The organism is Thermanaerovibrio velox DSM 12556 (assembly GCF_000237825.1).
GTDB lineage: Bacteria > Synergistota > Synergistia > Synergistales > Synergistaceae > Thermanaerovibrio > Thermanaerovibrio velox.
Map to the genome: position 1 here is coordinate 1,061,327 of NZ_CM001377.1, position 26,220 is coordinate 1,087,546.

The 26,220-nt window shown below is 54.2% G+C and carries 23 protein-coding genes; 13 read left to right on the plus strand and 10 right to left on the minus strand.

Annotated elements, in window-relative coordinates; all coding sequences use genetic code 11:
- Positions 1–4 precede the first annotated feature (4 nt).
- Complete coding sequence (locus tag THEVEDRAFT_RS05125; RefSeq protein ID WP_245522607.1) at positions 5–904, minus strand: coproporphyrinogen-III oxidase family protein; 900 nt, start codon at positions 902–904, stop codon at positions 5–7.
- Positions 904–2,718, minus strand: a complete 1,815-nt coding sequence (gene lepA / locus THEVEDRAFT_RS05130) for a translation elongation factor 4 (RefSeq protein ID WP_006583649.1) — start codon at positions 2,716–2,718, stop codon at positions 904–906. The genes THEVEDRAFT_RS05125 and lepA overlap by 1 nt, the downstream gene beginning before the upstream one ends.
- Before the next feature lie 91 nt (positions 2,719–2,809).
- Here lepA and THEVEDRAFT_RS05135 point away from each other — a divergent pair, with 91 nt between their 5' ends.
- The 12 genes from THEVEDRAFT_RS05135 to mnmL all read left to right on the plus strand — a co-directional run bounded on the left by THEVEDRAFT_RS05135 (position 2,810) and on the right by mnmL (position 15,504).
- Positions 2,810–3,934 (plus strand): outer membrane protein assembly factor BamB family protein, encoded by a 1,125-nt coding sequence (locus THEVEDRAFT_RS05135; protein ID WP_006583650.1) that lies wholly within the window; start codon positions 2,810–2,812, stop codon positions 3,932–3,934.
- Positions 3,935–4,198: 264 nt separating this feature from the next.
- Positions 4,199–4,933 (plus strand): phosphoribosylaminoimidazolesuccinocarboxamide synthase, encoded by a 735-nt coding sequence (purC, locus tag THEVEDRAFT_RS05140; protein WP_006583651.1) that lies wholly within the window; start codon positions 4,199–4,201, stop codon positions 4,931–4,933.
- 1 nt (position 4,934) lies between these two features.
- Positions 4,935–5,192: a phosphoribosylformylglycinamidine synthase subunit PurS gene (gene purS / locus THEVEDRAFT_RS05145; protein WP_006583652.1), complete on the plus strand. Its 258-nt coding sequence runs from the start codon at positions 4,935–4,937 to the stop codon at positions 5,190–5,192.
- The gene (purQ, locus tag THEVEDRAFT_RS05150; RefSeq protein WP_006583653.1) at positions 5,189–5,890 is read left to right on the plus strand and encodes a phosphoribosylformylglycinamidine synthase subunit PurQ; all 702 of its coding nucleotides are present in this window, start codon (positions 5,189–5,191) and stop codon (positions 5,888–5,890) included. The genes purS and purQ overlap by 4 nt, the downstream gene beginning before the upstream one ends.
- A gap of 3 nt (positions 5,891–5,893) precedes the next feature.
- Entirely contained in the window at positions 5,894–8,026 is a 2,133-nt protein-coding gene (purL, locus tag THEVEDRAFT_RS05155) for a phosphoribosylformylglycinamidine synthase subunit PurL (RefSeq protein ID WP_006583654.1), read from the plus strand.
- Positions 8,026–9,393 carry an amidophosphoribosyltransferase gene (purF, locus tag THEVEDRAFT_RS05160; RefSeq protein ID WP_006583655.1) on the plus strand — a complete coding sequence of 456 codons (1,368 nt, stop codon included), beginning with the start codon at positions 8,026–8,028 and terminating at the stop codon, positions 9,391–9,393. Before purL ends, purF begins: the two co-directional genes overlap by 1 nt.
- Positions 9,377–10,372, plus strand: a complete 996-nt coding sequence (gene purM / locus THEVEDRAFT_RS05165) for a phosphoribosylformylglycinamidine cyclo-ligase (RefSeq protein ID WP_006583656.1) — start codon at positions 9,377–9,379, stop codon at positions 10,370–10,372. The genes purF and purM overlap by 17 nt, the downstream gene beginning before the upstream one ends.
- Entirely contained in the window at positions 10,369–10,971 is a 603-nt protein-coding gene (gene purN, locus THEVEDRAFT_RS05170) for a phosphoribosylglycinamide formyltransferase (RefSeq protein ID WP_006583657.1), read from the plus strand. The genes purM and purN overlap by 4 nt, the downstream gene beginning before the upstream one ends.
- Positions 10,972–11,000: 29 nt before the next feature.
- Entirely contained in the window at positions 11,001–12,557 is a 1,557-nt protein-coding gene (gene purH / locus THEVEDRAFT_RS05175) for a bifunctional phosphoribosylaminoimidazolecarboxamide formyltransferase/IMP cyclohydrolase (RefSeq protein WP_006583658.1), read from the plus strand.
- Positions 12,558–12,669: 112 nt separating this feature from the next.
- Positions 12,670–13,950: a phosphoribosylamine--glycine ligase gene (gene purD, locus THEVEDRAFT_RS05180; RefSeq protein ID WP_245522769.1), complete on the plus strand. Its 1,281-nt coding sequence runs from the start codon at positions 12,670–12,672 to the stop codon at positions 13,948–13,950.
- A gap of 67 nt (positions 13,951–14,017) precedes the next feature.
- A complete protein-coding gene (purE, locus tag THEVEDRAFT_RS05185; protein WP_006583660.1) occupies positions 14,018–14,530 on the plus strand; it encodes a 5-(carboxyamino)imidazole ribonucleotide mutase in 513 nt (170 codons plus the stop codon).
- The gene (mnmL, locus tag THEVEDRAFT_RS05190; RefSeq protein WP_006583661.1) at positions 14,527–15,504 is read left to right on the plus strand and encodes a tRNA modification radical SAM protein MnmL/YtqA; all 978 of its coding nucleotides are present in this window, start codon (positions 14,527–14,529) and stop codon (positions 15,502–15,504) included. Before purE ends, mnmL begins: the two co-directional genes overlap by 4 nt.
- A gap of 70 nt (positions 15,505–15,574) precedes the next feature.
- Here mnmL and THEVEDRAFT_RS05195 read toward each other — a convergent pair whose 3' ends face one another.
- The 8 genes from THEVEDRAFT_RS05195 to hpf all read right to left on the minus strand — a co-directional run bounded on the left by THEVEDRAFT_RS05195 (position 15,575) and on the right by hpf (position 24,886).
- A complete protein-coding gene (locus THEVEDRAFT_RS05195) occupies positions 15,575–16,810 on the minus strand; it encodes an argininosuccinate synthase (RefSeq protein ID WP_006583662.1) in 1,236 nt (411 codons plus the stop codon).
- Positions 16,811–17,262: 452 nt separating this feature from the next.
- Entirely contained in the window at positions 17,263–17,688 is a 426-nt protein-coding gene (gene surE / locus THEVEDRAFT_RS10235) for a 5'/3'-nucleotidase SurE (RefSeq protein ID WP_342610147.1), read from the minus strand.
- Positions 17,642–18,052: a 5'/3'-nucleotidase SurE gene (locus tag THEVEDRAFT_RS10240; RefSeq protein ID WP_342610148.1), complete on the minus strand. Its 411-nt coding sequence runs from the start codon at positions 18,050–18,052 to the stop codon at positions 17,642–17,644. The genes surE and THEVEDRAFT_RS10240 overlap by 47 nt, the downstream gene beginning before the upstream one ends.
- Positions 18,053–18,123: 71 nt before the next feature.
- The gene (locus THEVEDRAFT_RS05210) at positions 18,124–18,735 is read right to left on the minus strand and encodes a site-2 protease family protein (RefSeq protein ID WP_006583664.1); all 612 of its coding nucleotides are present in this window, start codon (positions 18,733–18,735) and stop codon (positions 18,124–18,126) included.
- Positions 18,736–18,808: 73 nt separating this feature from the next.
- Positions 18,809–21,415, minus strand: a complete 2,607-nt coding sequence (locus THEVEDRAFT_RS05215) for a CBS domain-containing protein (protein ID WP_006583665.1) — start codon at positions 21,413–21,415, stop codon at positions 18,809–18,811.
- Complete coding sequence (gene coaE, locus THEVEDRAFT_RS05220; protein ID WP_245522770.1) at positions 21,412–22,287, minus strand: dephospho-CoA kinase; 876 nt, start codon at positions 22,285–22,287, stop codon at positions 21,412–21,414. Before coaE ends, THEVEDRAFT_RS05215 begins: the two co-directional genes overlap by 4 nt.
- Complete coding sequence (locus THEVEDRAFT_RS05225) at positions 22,256–24,217, minus strand: ATP-dependent helicase (protein WP_006583667.1); 1,962 nt, start codon at positions 24,215–24,217, stop codon at positions 22,256–22,258. Before THEVEDRAFT_RS05225 ends, coaE begins: the two co-directional genes overlap by 32 nt.
- Positions 24,218–24,340: 123 nt before the next feature.
- On the minus strand, positions 24,341–24,886 hold the full coding sequence (gene hpf, locus THEVEDRAFT_RS05230; protein ID WP_006583668.1) for a ribosome hibernation-promoting factor, HPF/YfiA family: 546 nt from the start codon (positions 24,884–24,886) through the stop codon (positions 24,341–24,343).
- Between the two features lie 155 nt (positions 24,887–25,041).
- Here hpf and THEVEDRAFT_RS05235 point away from each other — a divergent pair, with 155 nt between their 5' ends.
- On the plus strand, positions 25,042–26,205 hold the full coding sequence (locus THEVEDRAFT_RS05235) for a pyridoxal phosphate-dependent aminotransferase (RefSeq protein ID WP_006583669.1): 1,164 nt from the start codon (positions 25,042–25,044) through the stop codon (positions 26,203–26,205).
- The last annotated feature ends 15 nt before the right edge of the window (positions 26,206–26,220 follow it).

Consider the following 26,220-nt stretch of genomic DNA (forward strand, 5'->3'; position numbering starts at 1 on the left):
ACCTTTAAGATTCGATGCGTTCCGGTACCTTGCTCCTCCTATGCAGCTCCATGCCCCAGGGCCAACACCTAAAAAACTCCCCCCCAAGCCAATACCTCAGGTTGTGCAGGCGGAATGCACCGTTCAAGGCAAAGTTAGATATCTCGTATTGGAGAAACCCCTTCTTGGCAAGGTACCACTGAAGATACCTGTAGAAAACGTACCCATCCTCACAAAAGCTCAGGTTCATCGAGTGATACGGAGTTCCGTCCTCTATGGAGAGTTCGTATGCGGACAGGTGCTCCGCTCCAGATTTAACAGCCTCTCTTAAGGTAACGGCAAAACCCCTGATGGTCTGATTCGGGAGCCGAAACATGATGTCCAGGCTAAGAGATAGCCCCTCGCTCAATGCCATATCACAGGCCCTCTTGGCGTCTTTAGCTGTATGGGGCCTGCCAAGGGCCAAAAGGTCAGAATCATCAAAGCTCTGAACCCCCAGGCTCAACCGGATGGGGATAGGACACAGGTCCATCCATGTTTTAAGCAGGGATATGTTCAGGCTCTCTGGGTTTGCCTCAAATGTGACCTCCTGAAGATCCGATGGATCGAAAAAACGCCATAAGCATCCAAACACCCTCTTCCAGGCAGGACAGGAGAGCCTGGAAGGAGTTCCTCCGCCGACGTACAGGGAGAACAGCTTCCTGCCCTTGAGCTGTCCAGCCCAGGATGTTATCTCACTACACAAGGCGTCCACGTAAAGTTCCTCATCCAAGGGGCCCATAGGAGCGCTTGGGAAAGAACAGTACAGGCACTTTTTGACACAAAACGGCACATGAACGTACAGAGAAAGATCGCCCCCCAGGACCTTAGACTCCACATCCCAAGGGACTTCCGCAAGCAGCTCCCGGGGGTGCAACAAGGGCATCAGTCCTTATCCTTGTCAGACACGTCCATAAAGGCCAGGAAGGCCTCCTGAGGGATGGAAACCCGGCCTATCTGCTTCATCCTCTTCTTCCCTTCCTTCTGCTTCTCCAGGAGTTTTCTCTTCCTGGTAACATCTCCGCCATAGCACTTGGCGAGAACGTCCTTCCTAACCGCCTTTATGTTGGTCCTGACTATCACCCTTTTCCCGATGGCAGCTTGAATTGGGACCTCAAACAGCTGACGAGGTATCAACTCCTTCAATTTTGTGGCCACCGCATGCCCCCTGTGGTATGCAGCATCCTGGTGACATATGAAGGAGAAGGCATCTATCGGCTCTTCGTTGATCAGTATGTCCACCTTAACCAGCTGAGAAGGTCTGAACCCGAGATGTTCATAATCCAAGGAAGCGTATCCCCTGGTAACCGACTTCAACCGATCGTGGAAGTCCAATATGAACTCCGCGAGGGGGAGATCATACACCAATCGAACCCTCTCGGGGCTCAGGTACTCCATGCTGACGTAAACCCCTCGCTTCTCCTGACAAAGCTGCATAGCAGGCCCCACAAAGCCATCGGGGAGGAACAGGGTACAGCGGATAAAGGGCTCCCGAACCTCCTTTATCTTCGATTGATCGGGGAAGTCCGAGGGTTTATGGGCTTCTATTACCGAGCCGTCCGAAAGCTCTATCTGATAGACCACGTTCGGCGACGTGGCAACCAGTTCAACCCCAAATTCTCTTGAAAGCCTCTCCTTGGCTATGTCCATATGGAGAAGCCCCAGGAAACCACAGCGGAACCCAAACCCCAGGGCAGTGGATGTCTCGGGCTCAAACGATATGGCGGAATCATTGAGCTGAAGCTTCTCCAGTGCCTCTCTAAGCTGCGTTATCTCCTCCCTTTCTATCGGGTAGAAACCACAGAACACCACCGGCTTTACCTTCCTGTAACCCGGCAGGGGTTGCGAAGCTGGATTTTGGGCATCCGTAACCGTATCCCCCACCCGGGCCTCTGAGACGTTCTTTATGCCGCATATGAAGTACCCAACCTCACCGGGGCCCAGCTTATCAACCTTATCCATATGGGGCCTGAAAACCCCCACCTCCTCAACCTCGTAGGAAGAGCCGGTGGCCATTAGCATCACCTTCTGGCCGGGGCGTATAACCCCATTAACCACCCTTACGTAGCAAACTACTCCCCGGTAGTTGTCATACACGGAATCAAATATCAGGCCCTGCAGGGGGGCATTTGGGTCTCCCTTGGGGGAAGGTATTTTTTTGACCACCGCCTCCAAAATATCTTGGATGCCCTTGCCCTCCTTGGCACTCGCCAATATAACCTCTGAGGTATCTATACCCACGATCTCCTCTATCTCCCTACATACCCTATCAGGCTGGGCGGAAGGCAGATCGATCTTGTTCAGCACTGGGAGCAGCTCAAGCCCTTGGTCCACCGCCAAGTATGCGTTGGCCACCGTTTGAGCCTCCACCCCTTGAGCCGCGTCCACCACGAGGATTGCCCCCTCGCAGGCGGCCAGGGACCTCGATACCTCGTAGCTAAAGTCAACGTGCCCAGGGGTGTCTATGAGGTTAAGAACGTAGTCCTTGCCATCACTGGCGCGGTAGTTCATCCTTACCGGGACCAACTTTATGGTTATGCCCCTCTCCCTCTCCAATTCCAACGAGTCCAAAAGCTGATCCCTCATGGAGCGCTGATCCACCGTACCAGTGGCCTCCAGGAGACGATCCGCAATGGTCGATTTCCCATGATCCACATGGGCTATGATGCTAAAATTCCTTATATGTTCCAAATCGCTCATACTCCCCTCCAGGTCTTCGAGATCTACGGGAACGTGACGCAGAATGATTTTACCAAAATCCCAAGGTTATACCGGGAAAGGAGGTTTTTTCATGCACAGGAAGCGGAAAGGCCTTTGGGCAGTTATATTGGGAACGGCATCGACCATGATGGCGCTTTTGTTAGCCGGGTACTGTGAGGCCGCGACGGGATGGCCCCAGTTCATGGGAAATCCAAGCCGCAACGGTACGGTACTTGACAAGGAACCCAAGCTCAGCCCCCTGGGAGAGCTCGAGTGGAGGCTTAGCACCCAAGGCCCGGTGGCATCCTCTCCGGCCCTTTGGGGAAACGTGGTATTTTTCGGGAGCAAGGACGGGAACCTGTACGCCCTGGATGGCACAAACGGAAGGACCATATGGAGGTTCCCAACGGAGAACTGGATTGTTTCCTCTCCTGCGGTTTCAGAGGGCAAGGTGATATTCGGGAGTTACGACGGCAAGGTATATTGCGTAAACGGATCGGACGGGAAACTCATATGGCGTTTCACAACCCACAACGGCGTTCACTCTTCCCCCGCCATATGGAACGGCAAGGTCTTCTTCGGTGGAATCGACGGATACGTCTACTGCGTTAGCATAAAGACCGGCTGGCAGGTTTGGAAGACCAAACTAGGCAGGGAGGTATACTCCTCACCGGTGATATCCGAAGGGATTGTATTTGTAGGCAACAACGATGGCAAGCTGTTTGCCCTTGATGCGGAAACCGGCCAGGTCATGTGGCGGGCGGTAATAGGAGGGCCTATAACGGGATCCCCCGCGATCATGGGCGACATGGTGTTCTTTGCCGGATGGGACGGATTCGTTTACGGTGCGAGGATAAAGCACCGGGCGGTGATTTGGAGGTTTAAGGCCGATGCCTATATAGACTCTTCACCCTTGGCATACGACGGCAAGCTCTACGTGGGGGACATGTCGGGAAGGCTTTACTGCCTTGACCCTTATTCGGGCAACCTGATCTGGTCCTTCAAGACCCACAGCGGCATCCAGTCCTCCCCATCAGGGGGAGCAGGAAGGGTGTACGTCGGCAGCAACGACGATGCCCTGTTCTGCCTGGACGCTAAGACCGGGGATCTGCTGTGGAAAGCAAAGGTTGGGGGCAACGTTACCACATCAACAGCCCTGGGGGATGGATTCGCTTTCTTCGGATCACTTGACGGGGCTATATATAAGGTTAGATGAGCAACGGCCCAACTAGGTAGATATCGCTACCCCAAGGGGAAGACCCCTTGGGGGTTCTTATTTAATTTACACCATTTGCAGTGCAACAACCGGTCAAACCCGGTACAGCCAAGCCACCAGCAAACACCTCCTTCACCGGCATTATCTCCAGCCAAAAAGATTGCTAATATTCGAGAACGCAATGCCGGGCAGCATCGGCTTTTATCTTGACATTTTAGCTGGTTCAGCATTATATGTAAGCATAAACTTCCGGAGGTGAAAGGCATGCAAAAGGGCGAGATGCTGTACGAGGGAAAGGCAAAGAGGATGTACTCCACCGATGACCCAAACCGCATCATAGTGGAATACAAGGATCACCTCACAGCCTTTAACGCACAGAAGAAGGCATCCATGGAGGGAAAGGGGCACCTTAACAACCTCATAAGCTCCATAATATTCCAAGCCCTAAAAGAGAGGGGCGTCAAAAACCACTTTATAAGGATGCTGGATGACACGCACCAAGAGGTCCTAAGGGTCAAAATCCTCCCCCTAGAGGTGGTGGTACGAAACATAACCGCAGGCTCCATATGCAAAAGACTGGGGGTCAAGGAAGGGCTAAAACTCCAACGCCCCTTGGTGGAGCTGTACTATAAGGACGACGCATTGGGGGACCCAATAATAAACGATGACCATGCCATCCTCTTCGGGTGGGCCACGGAAGAGGAGTTAAAAAAAATCAAGTCCTCAGCCGTAAAAGTGAATGACCTACTCTCCGAGATCTTCGATTCCGTGGGGATAACCCTGGTGGACTTCAAGCTAGAGTTCGGCAGGACCCAAGAAGGGGAAATAATACTGGCTGATGAGATCTCACCGGATACTTGCAGGCTCTGGGACAAACACACCGGGGAAAAACTGGACAAGGACAGGTTCAGGAACGACCTTGGAAAGGTTCTAGAGGCCTATGAAGAGATATGGAAGCGCCTGTCCCTATCTCACGAGGGCGGGAAGGAGGAGCTATAAGTTGCTATACACCCTTTCAGTGCTGGTACGCCCAAAGGACGGTGTTTTGGACACCCAGGGAAGAGCAGTGATGTCCACCCTAAGGGAGATGGGCAATCACTCCGTCGTAGACGTTTCCGTTGGGAAGTTCATAAGACTGACATTGGAGTCAAAGGACGAGGAATCCGCCGTTGAAGCCGCCAAGGCCATGTGCCGCGATCTATTATGCAACGAGATGATAGAGACCTTCACGATCAAGGTGGGAGATGTCTCAAAATGAAGGTGGCAGTCATAACGTTCCCAGGCAGCAACTGCGACCAGGACGTGAAGCTCGCCATATCCAAATCTATAAACGCCAAGGTAAACATGATATGGCACACCGATTCGACGCTTGATAAATATGACTTGGTGGTCTTACCCGGCGGTTTCTCCTACGGCGACTACTTGAGGCCCGGGGCCATGAGCGCCAGGAGCCCTGTTATGAGGGCAGTCAGGGAACATGCCCATCGGGGCTGTCTGGTTCTGGGGATATGCAACGGTTTTCAGATCCTGACCGAGGCGGGGCTCCTGAAGGGAACTCTATTAACCAACCGATCCCAACGGTTCATCTGCTCCCCCTGCTGGCTTAAGGTCGAGACAAACCAAACTCCTTTCACCTGCCTCTTTAACCCTGCGGAACCCGTTCAATTTCCCATAGCCCATGGGGACGGCATGTTCTACCTTCCCAAGGAAGAACTGGACGACCTGGAGTCATCCGGCAGGGTGGTATTCCGCTACGTGCCTCCCCCCGGGGTCGAACCCGAAGGATGGGAAAATCCCAACGGCTCACTCAACAACATAGCTGGGATAATAAACGAAAAGGGCAACGTTCTAGGGATGATGCCTCATCCTGAAAGGGCCACTTTGAAACGTTTAGGGGACACTTACGGCACAATGCTATGGCGCTCCATAGAACACTGGCTAAGAGGGGGAATCTAGGCCATGACTCCGGAAGAAGCTGGGCTGGACACAAAGGAATGGGAGGAGCTGAAATCCGCCCTTAAGCGGGAGCCCAATGACCTTGAGCTCCGAATGGTAGGGGTCATGTGGTCCGAGCATTGCAGCTACAAATCCACCAGATCCCTATTGGCCAGCCTACCCAAGGACGGACCTTACGTGATAGCCGGGGAGGGGGAGAACGCTGGGGTCGTAAGGCTTAACCACAAGCTGGGACTCGCGTTTAAAGTTGAAAGCCATAACCATCCTTCCGCAATCTCACCGTACGAAGGGGCCGCCACAGGGGTAGGGGGCATAATAAGGGACATACTTGCCATGGGGGCAAGACCGGTGGCATCCATGGACGGCCTGTTCTTCGGCTCCTCCGATAACTCACGGAACCGAAGGATATCATCTGGTGTGGTAAGGGGCATAGGCGGTTACGGCAACGCCGTGGGGGTTCCAACCGTCGGTGGCCTCACCATATACGACCAGTGCTACGACGAAAACCCCTTGGTCAATGCCTTCTGTGCAGGCATCCTGGAGTTGGACAAAGCTTGCAGCAGCAAGACCGCAAAACCCGGCATGCAGGTCCTTATCTTAGGGGCAAGAACCGGTAGGGACGGCATCGCTGGAGCCGCATTCGCCTCCACCGGTCTTAGCGGAGACGACGGGGCCAACAAACCTCAAATACAAATAGGGGACCCGTTCTATGAAAAGCTACTCATAGAAGCTTGCATCGAGCTGCTTAAAGAAGGCAAGATTCAGGCCATGCAGGACATGGGGGCCGCAGGCATACTGTCATCAACCAGCGAGGTGGCTCACAAGAGCGGCAACGGCATAGACATTCACTGTGAAAAGATACCCCTTAGGGAGACCATGGAGCCCTGGGAGATATTCCTTTCCGAGTCACAGGAAAGGATGCTGTTGGTTTGCCTGCCAGAAGATATACCGTACGTAGAGGCAGTGGCGAAGAAATGGAACCTGGAGTGCGCCCTTGTGGGCGAAATGACCGACACGGGATTCTACAGGGTTTTTAACCGCGGGGAACTCCTAGCGGAACTGCCAGTGGGGATCTTGGGTGGGGATTCTCCTGTCAAAAATTGGCCCTCCTCTCCCCCAAAGCGAAGCGCCTCTATAAAGACAAGCCGCTCTCTGAACGCAGAGGACGTAGTTACAGAACTCCTGCGCGTCATGCAGCATCCCTCCATGGGAGATCACTCGTGGATATACAAACAGTACGATTCAATGGTACAGCTTAGAACGTTACTAGGCCCCGGCAACCCCGTGGCAGCTCTTTGGATCGAAGGGGCTGGCACCGTGGTCTTCTCGATGGAGGCCAATCCATGGATTTGCGCTCAAGATCCCTTTAACGGTACCGCCCTGGTGACCGCGCTTTCCATAAGGCATCTATCCGTGGCCGGTGCAGACCCCATGGGGATAACAAACTGTCTGAACTTCCCATCCCCGGAAATCCCAGAGCAATACTGGGAACTCGAGGAATCGGTGAAAGGCCTCGCCACCGCCGCCAGGGAGCTTAAATGCCCCGTCGTATCCGGGAACGTAAGCCTCTACAACGAAAGCCCCACATCAAGGATAATGCCATCCCCCCTTATCGTCTCCGCAGGCTTCATACCCGAGGGGATAAACCCTCTCCCCCCTAAACCCAGCTCCAATGATGAGGGGCTCGAGGTGTTTCTGGTTGGACGAACCACATCAACCATCGGAAGCCTGTATGGACATATCACAGGGGCCTCAGGCGCTACCCTCTCATTTGATCCACCTAGGGAAATGGCCTTTAACCAGTGCGCCCTTAAGGTGGCAAAAGATGGTATAGCCCAAGCGGGGCGGGCCGTGTCAAGGGGTGGATGGGCAGCATCTCTCATAAAGGCGATAATAAACTCTCCCTTTGGGGTTGACCTGGACATTCCATGGCCAATCGATGAAGCAGACATATTTGGGGAGGGATCTCCATCGGCCATATACTTCATATCCAGCGAAAAGGTACGGGATTTAGAAAGGGTTTTTAACGGCCATGAGGTCCGCCGCATAGGAAAACTGACCAAGGACCACAGCTCACTAAAAGCCGACAAAATTACGATCCCGCTGGAGAAGCTTAGAGGGGGGGCGAAGATCTGATGTGCGGCGTTTTCGGTGCGTTCTCCCCAAAAATGGAGCCGGTGCTGGAGGACGTGTACCTAGGGCTTTTCGCACTGCAACACCGGGGGCAGGAATCTGCCGGGGTATCCTGGATAGAGAACGGGATAGCAAGGTCCATAAAAGGCATGGGGCTCGTCCATAACGCCATTCCCCAGGGGATAGCCTCTTCTATAACCGCCCATGCGGCCATAGGACACGTCAGATACTCCACCTGCGGAGACTCCATCCTGCAGAATGCCCAACCGCTCACCATAAACTACGCCAAGGGGGCGGTGGCCATAGCCCACAACGGCAACATCACCAACTCGGACGGCATCATGAAATACCTGGAAAACCGGGGGGCCATTTTTCAATCCACCTCTGACACGGAGGTGATACTTCACCTCATGGCCCACCAGTCTCACAAGATGCCCCTTGACGCCTTAATGGATGCGCTCAGAAGGATCAAGGGAGCCTTCAGTCTGGTGGTGCTCCTGAAGGACAAGCTAATAGCCGCCAGGGACCCCTGGGGGTTCCGCCCCCTCGTAATGGGACGCAGAGGGGAAACCATATACTTCGCATCGGAAACCTGTGCTTTGGATATCGTGGGGGCTCAGCTGATAAGAGACATCGAGCCCGGTGAGGTGGTCGTTGTAGACCAGTCAGGGGGTCTATCTTCCCTTAGGATCCAGACGAAGCCTTCCAAGGGTTTTTTATGTTCTTTTGAGTTCGTATACTTCGCCAGGCCGGACAGCGTTATAGACGGCATATCGGTATATCAGGCGAGGAAGAACCTTGGGCGTTTCCTTGCAAAAAGGTGTCCTGCCAAGGCCCATCTGGTGGCAGGCATGCCAGACAGCGGAACGGTGGCGGCACTGGGGTACTCAGAGGAATCCGGCTCTCCTTTCGAAATGGCCATAGTAAGAAACCGATACGTAGGCAGGACATTCATTCAACCCACCCAAAGGGTAAGAGAAGCTGGGGTAAGGGTTAAGCTAAATCCAAACCGTTTGGCGATACAAGGCAAGGAGATCGTCATCGTTGATGACTCCATAGTAAGGGGCACCACCGCCTCCAGAGTGGTGAGCCTAATTCGATCCTCCGGCGCCTCCAAGGTACATCTCAGGATAGCATCCCCTCCGGTCCGATTCCCCTGCTACTACGGCATAGACACCCCATCATCCGAGGAGCTGGCGGCAGCGAGGTTCGACTTGGACGAACTCAGCCGGCAGATAGGGGCTGATTCCCTGGGGTACATCGATGTCAAGGACCTAGTTCAGGCCATCGGATTTCCTGAGGAAAGACTTTGCACCGCCTGTTTCGATGGCAGGTATATGGAGGATGACGTAAATGGCATTGACCTATGATAATTCCGGCGTAAGCCTATCAGCGGCAGATCTATGGGTGGAAAGGGTTAAGGAGATAGTTAAGAAGTACCCCCTAAGCGACGCCCAAACAATCGGAGGCATCGGGGGATTCGCGGGCCTATACCGCATCAGCGAACAGTTGGCCCTGGCGGCCTGCTGTGACGGGGTAGGCACAAAGATGGAACTTGCAAGGGAGCTTGGGAACACAAAAGGGCTTGGACAGGATCTAGTGGCCATGAACGTTAACGATCTGGTCACCTGCGGTGCAAGGCCGCTTTTCTTCCTTGACTACATCGCGTGCGGCAGGCTCAACCCAGATTCGTTATCCCCCATTTTGGAGGGTATAGCTGAAAGCTGCACGAAATGCGGATGCACGTTGCTTGGGGGCGAGACTGCGGAAATGCCCCAAGTATACGGTGAGGACTCCTTCGACCTGGCGGGGTTTGCAGTAGGGATGGTCACAACCGAAGGTTTGATAACCGGGGAATCCATCGTTGAAGGCGACCTTCTCATCGGCCTTCCGAGCTCCGGGCCTCACAGCAACGGTTACAGCCTGATAAGAAAAGCCGTTCGAGAAGCACGGCTGGATCTAAACTCCGACCATGGCATCCTCCCCAGACCTTTGGGGGAAGAACTTTTGAGCCCCACCAGGCTGTACGCAAACCAGGCCCTTAAAGCAGCCGAATCCGGCCTTGTAAAGGCGATGGCCCACATAACCGGAGGAGGTCTTGAGGGGAACATATCCAGGGTCATACCCCCTGGTCTTGGAATACGGATAGACTACCAAGCCTGGGAGAGACCGGTCATCTTCAACTTCCTACAGGATCTCGGTATAGAGGAAGATGAGATGAGGAGGGTTTTCAACCTAGGAGTGGGCTTCGTGATGATAGCCTCTCCCAAGGACACCGATGTCTTGGTTAACCTGATGGCCCAACTGGGAGAAACCCCTTTTATCATTGGATCGGTGATACGCAGATGAGAACCCCGATAGGGATTTTGATATCCGGCAGGGGATCTAACTTAATGGCCATAAAGAGCGCGGCGGACGCGGGGCTTCTTAGGGCCCACATAGCCTTTGTGGGATCTGACAACCCCGCAGCACCAGGGCTGACTTGGGCAAGAGAACAGGGCTTGCAAACCATAGAGTTGGATTACTCCAGCGGACGACTCCGGGGAGAGGAACAGCTAGAACAGGCCATGGTTTATTACGATACACATCACCTGGTTCTGGCAGGCTTTATGCGGATCCTTTCGGAGAGGTTCGTTGAAAGACATAAGGGTATGATAATTAACATCCATCCTTCCCTGTTGCCTTCATTCCCGGGCAAGAAGGGTATAGAAGAGGCCTTTCGATATGGAGTTAAGGTAACTGGCGTCACCGTACACATAGTGGACGAACAGGTGGACCACGGCCCCATACTGGCTCAAGAGGCAGTAACGGTAGAAGAAGGAGACACGCTGCAGGATCTGGAGGATAAGATCCATGGGGTGGAACACAAGATATACCCCGTCACCATAGACCGCTGGCTCGAGGAAGGAGATTTTTCCCTACCCCGTCTAAGGAGATCTATACCTTAATCCATACGACCTCCATGGAGGTGGAGCACATGACTGAACTATCATCAGAGAGGTTCGCCCTCATATCGGTTTACGACAAGACCAACATAGAACACTTGGCAAGGACGCTTATAAACAGCGGGTACAGGTTGGTATCCAGCTCTGGTACCATGCGGTTCCTGCAAGGGTTAGGGCTGGATGTTTTAAGCGTTGAAGACATAACCCGATACCCCCACATGCTCGGTGGAAGGGTTAAAACGATACACCCGAAGATAGCGGGGGGGATACTCTTCAGAAGGGACCACCCATCAGACCAGGATGAAGTTAACCTTCATGGAATTCCCCCCATAGATGTGGTGGTTTGCAACCTGTACCCTTTCGAAGAGACCCTTAAATCCGGGGCATCCCTGGATGAGCTGATAGAGCAGATAGACATCGGCGGTGTAACCCTACTCAGGGCAGCGGCTAAGAACTACAAACACGTTACGGTTTTATGTGATCCAGAGGACTACATTGAGGCAGCAGAGGAGATAAAAGAGAAGGGCGAGGTATCCTTGAAGTCCCGAGAGAGATATGCGGTAAAAGCGCTCTGTCTAACCGCACAGTATGACGCCACGATCTCACTGGCCCTGTCCCAGCGTTTAGGCTTGGACTCCCCAATGATGACCGGGATATCCAGGCTGGCGGTACCCCTAGTTAAGACGAGGGATCTTCGATACGGGGAAAACCCCTATCAAAGGGCTTCCCTATGGTTAAAGGCCACGGGGGAACAGCCATTTCAGGTCACGGGCGGCAAAGAGCTGTCTTACAACAACATACTTGACGCTGATGCAGCCCTAAGGGGGATCAGCATGCTGAAGGGGCTTTGTGCGTGTGTGATAATAAAACACAACAACCCCTGCGGTGCTGCCATAGGGAAAACCCTACTCCAGGCATTTGAAGGGGCAGTATCTTGTGACCCCGTATCCGCTTTTGGCGGCATCGTGGGTTTCACGGAACCGGTCGACAAGGAAACCGCCGAGGCACTGTCCAACCGGTTCTTCGAGGTCGTGATAGCCCCGGGCTTTGATGAAGAGGCCGCAAACGTTCTGTTGGAGCGAAGGAAGGGGCTGCGGTTGATCACCGTAAATCTGGGATGGGAGCGATGGGACAGTAACCCACTTCTAAGGGATACATCCATTGGGACTTTAGTTCAGGAGGATCCGATACCCACCCCACCGGAGAAAAACGCCGGCACCTGGTATGGAGTACCAAGGGATGACCTTTGGGAAGACATGGCTTTCGCGTGGCGCTGTGCAGCCCTAGCCAAGAGCAACGCCATAGCGGTGGTGAAAGACGGACGCCTCATCGGTATAGGTGCAGGGTTCACCAACAGGGTTGACGCCGCTAGGTTCGCCCTGACCAGATCGGGGAACTCATCTCGTGGAGCCGTAATGGCCTCGGACGCCTTCTTCCCATTCCCGGACACGGTAGAGGTGGCTCATTCTCACGGCATAGCCGCCATAATCCAACCTGGCGGTTCCGTGCGAGATCAGGAGGTTATATCCAAGGCTTTAGAGCTGGGCATACCCATGTTCGTAGGGGGACATCGGACGTTCAGGCACTAAGATCAGGCAGTCTACGCATTGAGGTCCCCTCAATAAACAAACCAGTTTCTTGGGATCCGGCTATGTTAAGCAATGAAATACACGATGAGGGAGGGGAAGACAATTGAGGGTAATGGTCCTTGGATCCGGCGGCAGGGAACACGCCATAGCCTGGGCGCTATCAAGATCTCCCATTGGGGCAGAGGTAATAGTTGCCCCTGGTAACGGCGGCACGATTGGTTCCTTTGGTTCCGCGGAGTTGGACGTTTGCGATGCCTCATCGGTCTTAAAATCAGCGAAAGAACTTGGGATAGACCTGGTCATCCCAGGTCCGGAAGCTCCCCTTGTGGCCGGGGTGGCAGACCGGCTGATGGATCAGGGCATACTGGTGCTGGGACCGGAAAAGAAGGGAGCCATGCTAGAGGGCAGCAAGGCTTTCGCTAAATCCTTCATGGAAGAGAATGGAATACTAACCTCCCCCTTCGACGTATGCGGTGATTTAAAATCTTGCAAGGCCGCCCTTGAGTCTAGAACTCCCCCTTACGTGATAAAAGCCGATGGCCTTGCGTCGGGCAAGGGTGTTCTAATAACCTCGGACGTTGACGAGGCTGCTGACTACTGCAGCAAAATGTTGGATGGGCAGTTGTTCGGCGACGCGGGACGTAGGGTGGTCATAGAGAATCACCTTAACGGCTTTGAGATCACCGCCCTCGCGCTGCTGGACGGCAGCGACGGAGCCCTGTTGCCCCTAAGCCACGACTATAAGCGGGCTTTAGACGGGGACAGAGGCCCCAACACCGGGGGGATGGGAGCTTACGCCCCTGTACCCTGGGACTCGGAAGAGCTTAGGGAACGGATAAGAGAAGAGGTGTTAACACCCACCATAAACGGCCTTCGCAAGAGAGGGATAACATATCGCGGCATCCTTTACATGGGGCTTATGATTGACCCAGAAGGTAAGATATGGGTCCTTGAGTACAACGTCCGCATGGGGGACCCGGAAACCCAAGCCATAATGCCCATCATAGGCGATGACTGGCTTAAGCTTTGCCATGGCGCCGCCAACGGAGAGCTTCAGGTGAAAGACATACAAACCAACGGGAAAAGCGCTCTTGGGATAGTTCTTGCCTCCGAAGGATACCCCTTCTCGCCCAGGGTTGGACATCCCATAGAGGGCACATGGCCGTTCGACGACGGATCATCCCTGGTATTCCACTCAGGAACCGCGCTGGTAAACGGCAAGCTGGTGAGCTCGGGAGGACGGGTTCTCACCGTGGTAGGGATCGGAGACTCAATTGAAACCGCCAGGATAAACGCATATAAACGGATGGCCTCTGTTGCTCTTCCCGGTGGGTTCCACAGGGGAGATATTGGGAGTCCCACGACGGAGGTTGGGGGATCTCCAAGGTCATGACCGGGAGCGATGGAATTAGTAAAAGCCGACCAACGATAATTTATACAGCCTAAGGAGGGGTAACTACATGCCAGATGTGCTGATAATCCTAGGATCCCCATCGGATGCGGAACACGCTAGGAAGTGCGGGGATGCTCTCGCTGAATTGGGCATATCGTTTGAAGCTGCTGTGGCCTCCGCTCACAGAACGCCAGATAGGGTGGCTCACATGGCATCAAGGGCTTCCGAGCTGGGTTTTAAGGTGATAATTGCAATGGCGGGGCTATCTGCCGCGCTGCCCGGGAGCGTTGCAGCCCACACGGACCTGCCGGTCATAGGAGTCCCCTTGAGCGGCGGGGTCATGGGCGGTTTGGACGCCCTTCTATCCGTAGCCCAAATGCCTCCCGGGGTGCCAGTAGCATCGGTGGGCGTCGATGGGGCAAGAAACGCCGCCATTTTAGCTGCGCGAATACTGGCGTTGAGCAACCCCGAAGTTCGCAGTGCGTTAGAGGCGATGAAAGCGGACAATGCCCGCAAAGCGGTCGACGGGACCAATAAACTGGCTTCCATCGGGTTGCCGACCTACCGAGGGGATTTATGAACAAGCGGGAACAAGAGCTATCCCGGGATGTCCCATGGAACTCCTTCTCCGCGTCGCTCAGGTCAAGACATGGAGAAAGGGTTTGGAAGATATGCATCGACGGAGGATTTGGGTGTCCTCACAGGACCTCCCTAACCTCCGGAGGGTGCGTTTTCTGCGATCCACAAGGAGGGGGAGACGGTTCATTCCTCCAGGGGATAGGGATCGAAGAACAGTGCAGGATAAAGTCTAGCAAGCTTTTGGCAAGGGGTATATCCAAAACGATACTCTACTTTCAAAGCTACAGCTGCACCAACGTATCAATGGTAAGGTTATCCGACACGGTGGCAAGGGCCTTGGCCACCGCTGAAAGATCGGGGATACAGGTGGTAGGGCTTGCCTTCGGGGTGAGACCAGATCAACTTCCCGATGCCTTCGCATCTATGCTGAAGGATTGGGCCGCCAGTGGGCTTGAGGTTTGGGCAGAGGTTGGGGTGCAGGTGCTGGACGATTCAATGTTGAAGTGGCTAAATCGTGGACATGACTCACAAAGCGCCATAAGGGCCATAGAAACCCTTTCCAAATTAGATGGTGTAATGTCCTGCGCACACCTGATAGGGGGTATACCCGAAGAAGCCCCGCTGCGAATGGCAATGGATGCGGAGCGGATATGCATGGCAGGAGCCCTTGGAATTAAGTTTCACCCCCTGCATATCCTAAGGAATACAGAACTTCACAAGCGTTTTTCCGCAGGGCTGTTTTCACCCCCCTCCATGGAATACTACATGGAATCCCTGGTAGAAGCGCTAAGGAGGACCCCACCCCACGTGGAGGTTCAGCGGCTTACCGCAGACGCATCTCCGGAGCAGCTGATCTCCCCATCGTGGTTGCTCAGAAAAGGTGACTTTATCAGAGATCTCGAGGCCCGAATGAGATCTTCCGGGGCCCGGCAGGGAGATCTGTGGCGCGGCAATTCATCAAAAAGCAGCCAATAATTCAAATATAATAATTAAAGGGGTGCATGACGAAGCTGATATTTGCCATGCACCCCTTGGTTGAGGCGATTTACTCCATGCCTATCACCTTTGATGCCTCACAACATGCCTTTTTCCCATGCAGCTGGCTCCAGGTTTTGATCGGCAGGCTCCAGACGGTTATGAATCCAACCGCTGCCTTGTGATCGAACTTGTCCCCGTGGGAATAGGTCGCCAAGTCCTCCCGGTAGAGGGAGTTTTCGGACTTCATCCCCACCACGGTAGCCTGGCCCTTGTAAAGCCTTACCCTTACAACCCCGCTCACCACTTCCTGGGTCTTATCAATGAAGGCATCCAAGGCCTCCCGCAGTGGAGAAAACCAGTAACCCTCATAGGCAAGCTCGGCGTACTTCACCTCGAGTTCCTTCTTGGTCTTTAGAACCTCCTTGCTCAACGTCATGCTCTCCAGTGCCTTGTGAGCCCCTATGAGCGTAACCGCCGCAGGACACTCGTAGACCTCCCGACTCTTAAAGCCCACCAACCTGTCCTCAATCATGTCCACCCTTCCGACCCCGGCCTTGCCGGCTATTTGGTTCAGCATCTCTATGAGCGCCACCCCTGACATGACCTTGCCGTTTAAGGAGACAGGTATCCCCTTCTCAAAGCCTATCTCTATCACCACCGGCTCATCCATAGCCTCCCATGGATCTACCGTCAGGGTGAAAGCGTCACTCGGGGCCTCTGCCCACGGATCCTCCAATATCCCACACTCGGTAGATCTGCCCCAAAGGTTCTCATCTATGCTGTAGGGACTCGCCTTCGTAACCGGTACGGGGATGCCATGCTTCTCCGCATACTCTATCTCCTCATCCCTGCTAAAGTGCCAATCCCTTACGGGGGCCTCAACGGTTATATCTGGATTAAGCGCCTTGGCGCAAACTTCTATCCTCACCTGATCCTGCCCCTTGCCGGTGCATCCATGAGCTATAGCAACTGCCCCCTCCTCCTTGGCCACCCTTACCAGGTGGTTAGCTATCAAAGGCCTGGAAAGTGCAGAGTTAAGCGGGTAAGTGCCTTGGTACATCGCGTTAGCCTTAAGGGACTTCCAAACGTAGTCCTCCACAAACTCCTCCCTGAGATCGGTGATGTATGCCTTTGAAGCCCCGGACATCATCGCCTTTTCCTTTGTGGCCTTGAGATCTATCTGCTGGCCAACGTCGGCGGTAAAGGTTATCACATCATACCCCTGCTCCTTAAGCCAAGGTATGGCCACCGAAGTATCCAGACCACCGCTGTAAGCTAGCACCAATTTCCCCTTATAAGTCATCTTCATATCCTCCTTGAATTTTTTATTTTTGCTTAAAAAATAAGGCAGCCCGTCCACCTTGGGACGGGCTGCCTTGCCCGCGGTACCACCCAAATTGCCGCCCCTGCGACGGCCACCTCTCCCCCCGCGAGGGTCACTCACGAGGGTCCTCCCTACTTGGCAGGTAAATCGCCTTTCTTCGGGAAGGAGCTCAGGGGCACGAGGATATCCTGGCTAGGACGAGGGGCGCTCTCAGCCGGTGACGCCCCCTCTCTGTCGACCGCCACGGGTCCACTCCCCTTCATCGCCCTTATAGAGCGCACGAAGGAAAAGGGATCCGCTTCGTCGTCGCAAGAAGACCTTCAGCGCCACCGGGAACACCTCCTAACCTAAACTCTAACTCAGCCCCAAAAAGCTATTGAGAAGGATTATATACCAGATTCCATAAAAGTCAAGCGGCAATGGGGAAGACATCATGCTCTTTTGAGCAGGGCATCAACACCCTTGGACCGCATGGCCTCCAACGTATCGTAATGCGTCATATCCATGTGCACCGGCGTAATGGAAGCGTAACCGTTGGCCACCGCCCACACGTCGGTCCCCTCCTCCATGTGATCCTCCGGCACCCCTCCCATCCAGTAACAGTCCCTTCCATGGGGGTCTTTGAACTTCGTTACCTTATCCCTATAAAGCCTAGTGCCCTTGCGGGTGGGAAGTATACCCTTTAAGCCCCGAATAGGAACGTTGGGAACGTTTATGTTGTACAGGACCCCATTGGGAATCTGATTTTCCTTGAACCAGTCCAGGAAGGCCATCACTACCGCTGCGGCGGTGCTGTAATGGGCCGCCGGATCAGAGTTTCTGCAGGCTAGGGATACCGCGATGGCATGGTATCCCAAAATCACGCCCCTCCATCGCGGCGGAGACCGTACCAGAATAAGTCAAATCATCTCCAAGGTTCGGACCACGATTTATACCGGAAAGCACCATGGTGACGTCCTTCGCCAGCTCTTCGGTCCCTATGACAACACAGTCCGACGGGGTCCCGTCACAAGCATAGGCGGGCATCATGGGGGGGAACACACCGGGTTCGAGATGCCAGACCCTCAACGGACGATTAAGGGTTATGGCATGCCCTATGCTGCTCCTCTCCCTATCCGGGGCCACCACCACAGCAGGTATCCCCCTGTCTGCCAGGACCTTCGCCATGATCTGAATTCCGGGAGCCAATATGCCATCATCATTGGAGACCAGTACTTTCATTAACAAATCCACTCCTAAGCGGCCTCAGGCCATCTAAAATTAAAACAAACTACTCCCCATGCCCAATGTCATTAAAGCACTATGGAGGCTAAGAACATGACCACCGGGCTCATTATCCTTGGAAGGATTCCAGTCATCACCAGAACCAGTATCACCAGAACCCCGTACCTCTCTAACCAAAAGTACGAATTAAGCCATCTAGTAGGCATAAGGAGATAAAGTATCTTCGATCCATCCAAGGGGGGTATCGGGAACAGGTTGAACACCCCAAGACCTAGGTTTATGAAGACCATAAGAAGCATCAGCTCCCGAAGGGCGAAGTTGGATAGGAAAAAACCGGGCATGAGCCTTATCATCAACCCAACCACAAAAGCGGTGAGGAAGTTGCCCATCGATCCAGCAAGCGAGACCAACACCATGTCCCTTGAGGGATTCTTGAAGTACCTGGCATCCACTGGCACCGGCTTCGCCCAACCAAAGCGAAATATCAGCAACATGATTGCCCCCACAGGATCCAAATGATGAAGGGGGTTAAGGGAGAGTCGGCCGGAAAGCTTTGGCGTTGGATCCCCCAAAAGGTAGGCCACGTAACCATGGCAAAACTCATGAAACGTTATAGCCCACAAAACCGCGGGTATGCTAAGGAGAATCTCCGCAAGCCTAAAGGAAAAATCGGGGAACAATCTATATCTACCTCCAACGGCATCTAAAATTTAGTTTCAAATAGCAAATTCAAAATTATCAAAGGACATACTTCTAAGCTTCCACCAATCTCTTCAACACCCAAGCTCGCTCATCCTCTAACGTCTCAACCTCACCATCCATTCGGGCCAAACGAAGTGCATCGAGCAGCGCCCCCACCATGGGCCCCCTTGGAACCCCTAGGTCTATCAGGTCCCGACCGGTTAGCATGGGAAGGACCTTTGAGAGTCTTGTAAGGTACAAAAGCATACGACGCCTTACCCGCCATTTATCCGTAAGACCGCTCCAGGCAAACACTACCAGCCTGCCGAACCGCTCAAGCTCCTTGCATATTACCGACCATCTCATCTCCCCCTTGGCACCTATGGCGCTCTCAACCGCCCCCAGATCTCCAAGGATCTTCTCCACCACTTCTCTCTCCCTAGGAGAGAGGGAGAGCCTATCCACCGCCCCGCGGGCACCCCAAGGGCTTCCAAAATACAGTAGCCCCCCCAAAAAGGCAAGCCAAACATCTCTGCCAAAGTCCGGGAGATCTTTCCCTAGCCTGCGCCTGAACATGGATAGCTTCCTTAACGCCTTCACCCCTGACGCCCCAACCGGCACCCCCGGAAAGACGGCATCCCACGCCCCCAGTTCCCTAAGGCGCTCCACATCCCACACAAAATCCTTTTCTAAGAAGATGAGCTCCACCTCGCTGCGAAGCTTAGGACCCGAAAGTAGGTTCAAAAGCCCCCCCCTTACGGCACTGATCGCCAAACGCTCGGTATCCTGGCTCATCCTAAGGCCCAACCGGCCTTCCAACCTTACCCCCCTGAAGATCCTGGTGGGATCCTCAACGAAACTCAAGTTGTGTAAAACCCTCAGCTGTCCCCTCTTTAGATCCGCCCGGCCTCCAAAGTAGTCCACCAAAAGCCCCCACTGTGGACTAAGACACACCGCCATGGCGTTGACGGTAAAGTCCCGCCTGTAAAGGTCATGTTTTAACGAATCCATGCTCACCGTCGGCTGGGCAACCGGATACTCGTAGAACTCCCGCCTCGCGGTGGCCAAGTCCACCTTCCTACCATCCGAGAAGGTTATCGTACCAGTTCCGTAGCGCCGATGTATTGAGACATCAAGCCCTTCTCGGGCCAGAGACTCCAATAAAGGGACCGCATCCCCCTCCACCACAAGGTCCACATCCTCATTCCTGCGCCCCAACAATATATCCCTAACAAAGCCCCCCACGAGGTATATCGGATAACCCATCCCCTTCGCCTTGTCCGCCAGGATACGCACCTTCTCCATAATATCCCCAGGAACTCCCTCAAGAACCTGGGACACATCTTCCTGCCAAGGCAACGATACCCCTTCCCTCGAGTCGTAAGAGGATGAGACGGATGGATAAAGGGCCCGCAACATGTCGGTCCTGGTGATTATCCCAACCAGCACGTCATCTCGCACCACCGGCAACCTTCCCACGTTATTAGAGACCAACAAACGGTGGGCCTCCCAAACGGGGGCATCGGGACTTATGGTTACCACCCTCTCGGTCATGAACTCCTTGACCGGTACAAGCCCAAGACCGTGCAGCTGGGCTTTGTCCAGATCCTTTCGGGTGATTATCCCGTCTATGCGTCCATCACATACCACCGGAAGCGCAGAATGCCCGTAGCGGATCATGAGGCGGTAAGCATCCTCCACGGTTTGTGAGGCACTAACCGCCATGACCGGGCTCGACATGGCATCTCCTACGGTAAGGGACGGCTTAAGCATCTCCGCTATTCGGGCCTCAAGGCCGCTAAGGACCTCGTTCGGATCCCGTCTAGGCATTGAGGCTGAAGCTGCCTGAGGATGCCCACCCGCAGGCAGATCCCCCATGACCCTTCTTGCATCAACTATACCTTCCCTGCTCCTAACCACCGCATAGGTCCGTTTGTCCATCGTAATCACCGCGGCAGCCACATCAGCGTCGAAGAAGTCCATCAACCGGTGGACGAACAAGCTTATCCCTTCGGAGAACCGGGGGAATTCCAAGGCACAGGTCACAACCCGATAGCCCTTAACAAAGCGTTCCCTCGCCGCCTCTATCATGCGATCCAAAAGCTCCCTTTCCAGGGTGGAAAAGGAAAGCTCTATCCACGTTGGGATGGACGGGAGGTCCGCTCCTCTCTTCTTAAGCTCGCTCATGACCAGGTACTCCCGTTCGGTGGTGGATCCAAAGGTGAGAGCTCCGGTGTCCTCGTATATCCCCATGGCCATCAACGTACAGTCAAAGGGGCTCAGGGGGATTGATCGTTCCAGCAGCATCTCCGCCAGGATGGTGGCGGTAGCACCGGCCCTCTCGATGACGGAAAAGGATGCCTGGATCTCATCAAGCACCGGAGGATGATGATCGAAGACGTGAACCGTCACCGAGGGATCTGATGCCACCGAGGCAAAGGGACCTATCCTCCCAAGGGACCTGGCATCCACCACCACCAGGGTCGAGATGGCCTCCTTCAAAACCTGCTTGGGAGTTAAAACTCTTACGTGGGCTCTGTTGCGCTTCAAGAAGTCCCTCACGTTCCTTGAGGCCGCCCCGGAGAAGCACATTACCCCATCTCCGTATAGCTTAAGGGCCGCCCACATGCTGGCGAGGGAATCGAAGTCCGCACCTATGTGGGTAGTTATCACCCTCATGGCGAACAGCTCTCCACCACCCAGCGCCTTAGCTTAAGGGACATCTTGTAAGGCCTTTGAAGCATCAGGGCGGGAAGGTCGTAGGAATGGCTCTTCAGGATCTCGTCCAGGTCAACAAGCCTGTCCTCGATGGTCTTAAATGTCACCTCCACCTCTCCCTCATGACAAACCACTCCCTCCCAGCGATACACGCTGGAAACCGGAGTCAGCCGGCAGCAGGCGGCTATACGCCTTTCAACCATCACCCTAGCAAACTCCTCCGCCTCCCCCATTGACCCAAAAGTGAGGTTCCCAAGCAGGACGGAACTCAGCAGTTTAAGCTCCCCATAGAGTTCCCGGGCAGCGGCCTCCAGATCCTCCAGCGTACCACCGTTATCCAATACCCAATCAGCCATGCGGGATTTTACATCGGCATCCAAAAGCCACCTTTCCCTGGCTGGGAGCTCTTGATCGTCCCATCCCCTGGCAGCAACCCGTAAGGCCCGGATATCCCTGGGGCTCCTTATGTACACCGTTCCATCAACCCAATGTGGCACTTCAGACTCAAAAAGCAGGGGCACCTCGAGAACCCACACGCCATCATCGGTAACGGTACTCCTAAGTGCATCCCATGTGAGGGGGTGCAACACGGAACAAAGGAAGCGGTATTCCTCCGCGTCGGAAAAGACCCTCCTAGATACGGCAGCGGCATCGATTGATCCATCCGGTTTGGTCGGTACATCCCCCCATCTAGAGATAAAGGCACTCCTCACCTCACGCCTCCCCCACAGCCCCTTCACGATCAGATCGGCAGAAGCGGTCCTAGCCCCCATCTCGGATAGGATGGACATGAAGGTGGATTTACCAGCTCCAACGTCTCCTGTCAAAGCCACGATGAACAAAAGAGGGTCCCTCCTTGGTCATGTCCTCCAGGTGAACGCAGTCCTGCGGTATCTCCGCAAGGAACCTGGAGAACCCATTCACCATAACGCTCCCGAATATCACCCTCCTGGCAGCACCGGACAAGAACAACCGTTCACGAGCTCTTGTCATCCCAACGTAGAAGAGCCTACGCTCCTCCTCCAGGAGGCTCCTGTCATCAAGACATCTGGCATTAGGGAATATACCATCCTCCAAACCAACCATGAACACCACCGGGAACTCCAGCCCCTTGGCGGCGTGAAGGGTTAGTAGGCTAACCTTATCCTCGTCGGAGCTCACGTCCGCATCAGAGAAGAGGGCCACCTCAGAGAGCACTTGATCTATAGTGCCATCAGGGAGGACCGACAGAAGCTCCTTCACGTTCTGCATCCGGTCCTCAAAAGAAGCGGGGTCCTCCATCTCCAGATAGCGGCCGTACCCGTAATTCTCCAGGATGTAGCGAACCGCATCCCTTGCGCTGTCACGCACCTCCAGCATATCAAGCATGCCCCGGGCCAGTTCCATAAAACCCTCTCTTGCTCGTCCCTTAAGAGGCGCCTCCCCCTTGGCCGCTGCCCGCCACAAGTCCAGCGGTTCGACCGAAGCCATGCCTTCGATCCAGCTCCAGGCAACCTCTATGGACTTAGCACCTATACCCCTCGGAGGCACGTTAACCATCCGTTCAAATGAGACCCTATCCCTTGGCTGAATCGCCAACCTCATTAGGGCTAGGACGTCCTTTACCTCCTTGCGCTCATAAAAGCCCAGGCCCCTTATGACTTTATACGGTATCCCCGCTTCCATAAGCTTCTGTTCATAAAGCCGGCTAAGGGCGTTTATGCGATAAAGGATAGCCATGTCTCCCAGCGAATATCCATCGCTTACAAGCTGTTCTATCCAACCCACGAGGTATCTGGCATCTTCAGCGTCGTCCCTGGCCTTGAATATCCTTATCTTCTCCCCCCGGCCAGCGGCGGTCCACAGGCTCTTCTTTGGTCTTTCAGAGTTGCGGGATATTACGTGATTAGCCCCCTCCAGGATGTTCCCGGTTGAACGGTAGTTCTGCTCCAAAACCGTGACCTTGGCCCCCAGAAAGTCCTTGTCGAAGTTAAGTATCATGCTAACATCGGCACCCCGCCAACCGTATATGGCCTGATCGGGGTCTCCCACCACCACTATACGCTGTCCACCGGAAGAGAGCTTCTTAAGAAGCCTGTACTGGGATCGGTTAACGTCCTGGTACTCATCAACCAAAATCCAATCTATAGACTCTAATTCCCTCTCCAGGACCTCCCGGTTGGAAGACAATATCTCCAGTGGAAGGGTTATCAGATCATCGAAGTCCAAAGCTCCTTGGGACCTCATCTTAGCCCTGTAGATCTCGAAGAGCCTCTGGGCCTCGCCACGAAAGAACGAGCCCGGGGCATCCCCCTCCTTAGCGGAAGAGAAGGCATCCACCAACCAAGAGACCTCAACCCTTTGCTCGTCGACGTTGTTCTCCTTGAGGATCTGCTTTATAAGGCGTTTTTGGTCCGTCCTATCCATCACCAGGATTGGGGTGGCGTACCCCATTTTCATGAGCAAGTTTTCGTTGCGGCGCAGAAAGTTAAGGCCGTAAGAATGAAACGTACATATCCTCATGCCGCTAAGGGAACCCCCAAGCAGCTTCTCAACCCGCTGGCGCATCTCCGCTGCGGCCTTATTGGTGAAGGTAACCGCCAATATCTTTGAGGGCAGGACTCCCTTCTCCTTTATGAGGTAAGCTATCTTGCGGGTAAGAACCCTGGTCTTACCACTGCCCGCTCCAGCAAGGATTAGCTGGTTCCCATCACAATACGTAACCGCTTCAGCCTGCTTGGGGTTTAACCCATCAAGCACGCTAGATCCCCTCATAACGACCATTCCACAACCTCCAAAGGAAACCACGTTATTATGATCCCATCCAACAACCACAAAATTCAAAAAGCGGGAAGGAAGCCCCTCCCCGCTCATATTACACCAACTTCCTTACCAAAGGAGCAGAAACTAGACCTCGGGCTTAAGCACCCCGTAGCCCCCGTCCTTACGGCGATATACCACGTTCAGATCCCCGGTATCCCCATCACGGAACAAGAAGAAGCTGTGTCCCAAAAGATCCATCTGAAGCGCCGCCTCCTGAGGGGTCATCACCCTAACCGGGAACTTCTTGACCTTTACGATCTCCACCTTCTCCTGAGGCTTTTCCTCCTCTATGCTGAACGGTTCGGACTCCAGCTCAAAAGATATGTCCTTGGTCTTCAGCTGCAGGCGATCTACCAGGAGATCCTTATGACGCTTAACCTGGCGCTCTATGTTCTTAAGGGACTTCTCAAAGGCCTTGCGGAGGTCCGGCGCGTAATCCTCCCCCCTCATTACCATGCCGTTTATGTTGGAGGTAATCTCCACGACGTACATTCCCCTCTTGAAGTCAACGGTCACCTGGGTGTCCAGGATGCGGTCGAAAAACCGCTCCAACTTACCCAGCTTCTTCTCCATAAGATCTTTGACGGAGTTCTGCAACTCAACATTGCGGGCTACAAAGCGTACGTCCATCGCAATCCCTCCAATCCTGCTCGGTAATTCAATTTTACCACACAAACCCTTTTTAGGCACAATTAATAATTTCTGATCCCTACGGGGTTGCGGAATACCCTTGAGGTTAGATATGATCTAGCAATAGAAAATGACACTATTAAGGAGTGATGAAAATGAAGCGGTCGTTGCGAGCCCAGCGGATGGCCCCATCCGCCACCTTGAGCCTGGTCAACAAGGCAAAGGCCCTGAAGATGGAGGGGAAGAAGGTCATCTCTTTCGCCGCCGGAGAGCCGGACTTCGGGAGCCCCCAAGCTGCCTGCGAAGCGGCGATAGAGGCCATAAAATCCCAGCAGACCCACTACACCCCCGTGGCGGGGATCCCAGAGCTTCGGGAGGCAATAAAAGACTATTACCGAGCTAGGATGAACCTGGACTATCCAGTGTCTCAGATAACCGTGGGCAGCGGGGGGAAGCCTCTCCTCTACGAGGCCATCCAAGTGGTAGTCGACCCCGGAGATGAAGTGTTGCTTTTCACCCCTGCCTGGGTAAGTTACGTTGAGCAGATACGTCTGGCCGAGGGGCGGGAGGTCTTGGTGGACACGTTGAACACCAACCTCATACCTACCAGAGAGATGGTGGAGAAAGCCCTGAGCCCCAACACCAAGGGGATGATCATCAACACCCCCTGCAATCCCACAGGGGCGGTTTGGGACTCCAAGGTGCTGGAGATGTTGGCTCAGGTAGCAAGAGAAAGGGATCTATGGATAATATTCGACGAGATGTATGAGCGGCTCGTCTACGGGGACGCAAAACACGTAAACATCCTCCAGGTGGCACCGGACATTAAGGACAGGACGCTAATCGTAAACGGGGCAAGCAAGGCCTATGCAATGACCGGATGGCGAATAGGTTACGCACTTGGCCCCTCCCAGTGGATAAGCGACATAAACGCCCTACAGGGACACCTGAACTCCAACGCCAGCTCCATAGCTCAATGGGCCGCCCTTGGGGCCATAAAGGACGGGGATGAGGCGGTTGAGTTCATGCGAAAGGCCTTCGAATCCAGAAGGAATAGAATGGTGGAGCTGCTAAACGATATGCCCCACGTCTCCTTCCACGTACCAGAGGGGGCTTTCTACGTCTTCCTTAACATATCCAACTCCCCTCTGAAGGACGATCAGGAGTTCTCATCAAGGCTGCTCGAGGAAAAATGGGTTGCAGCAGTTCCTGGCAGCGCATTCTTCGCCCCCGGATACATCAGGCTTTCCTACTCCAACTCCATGGAAGAGATCGAGGAAGGCATGGGACGTCTCAAGGAGTTCCTCTCCTCCATTTAGCCTCCTCCCAAAGCG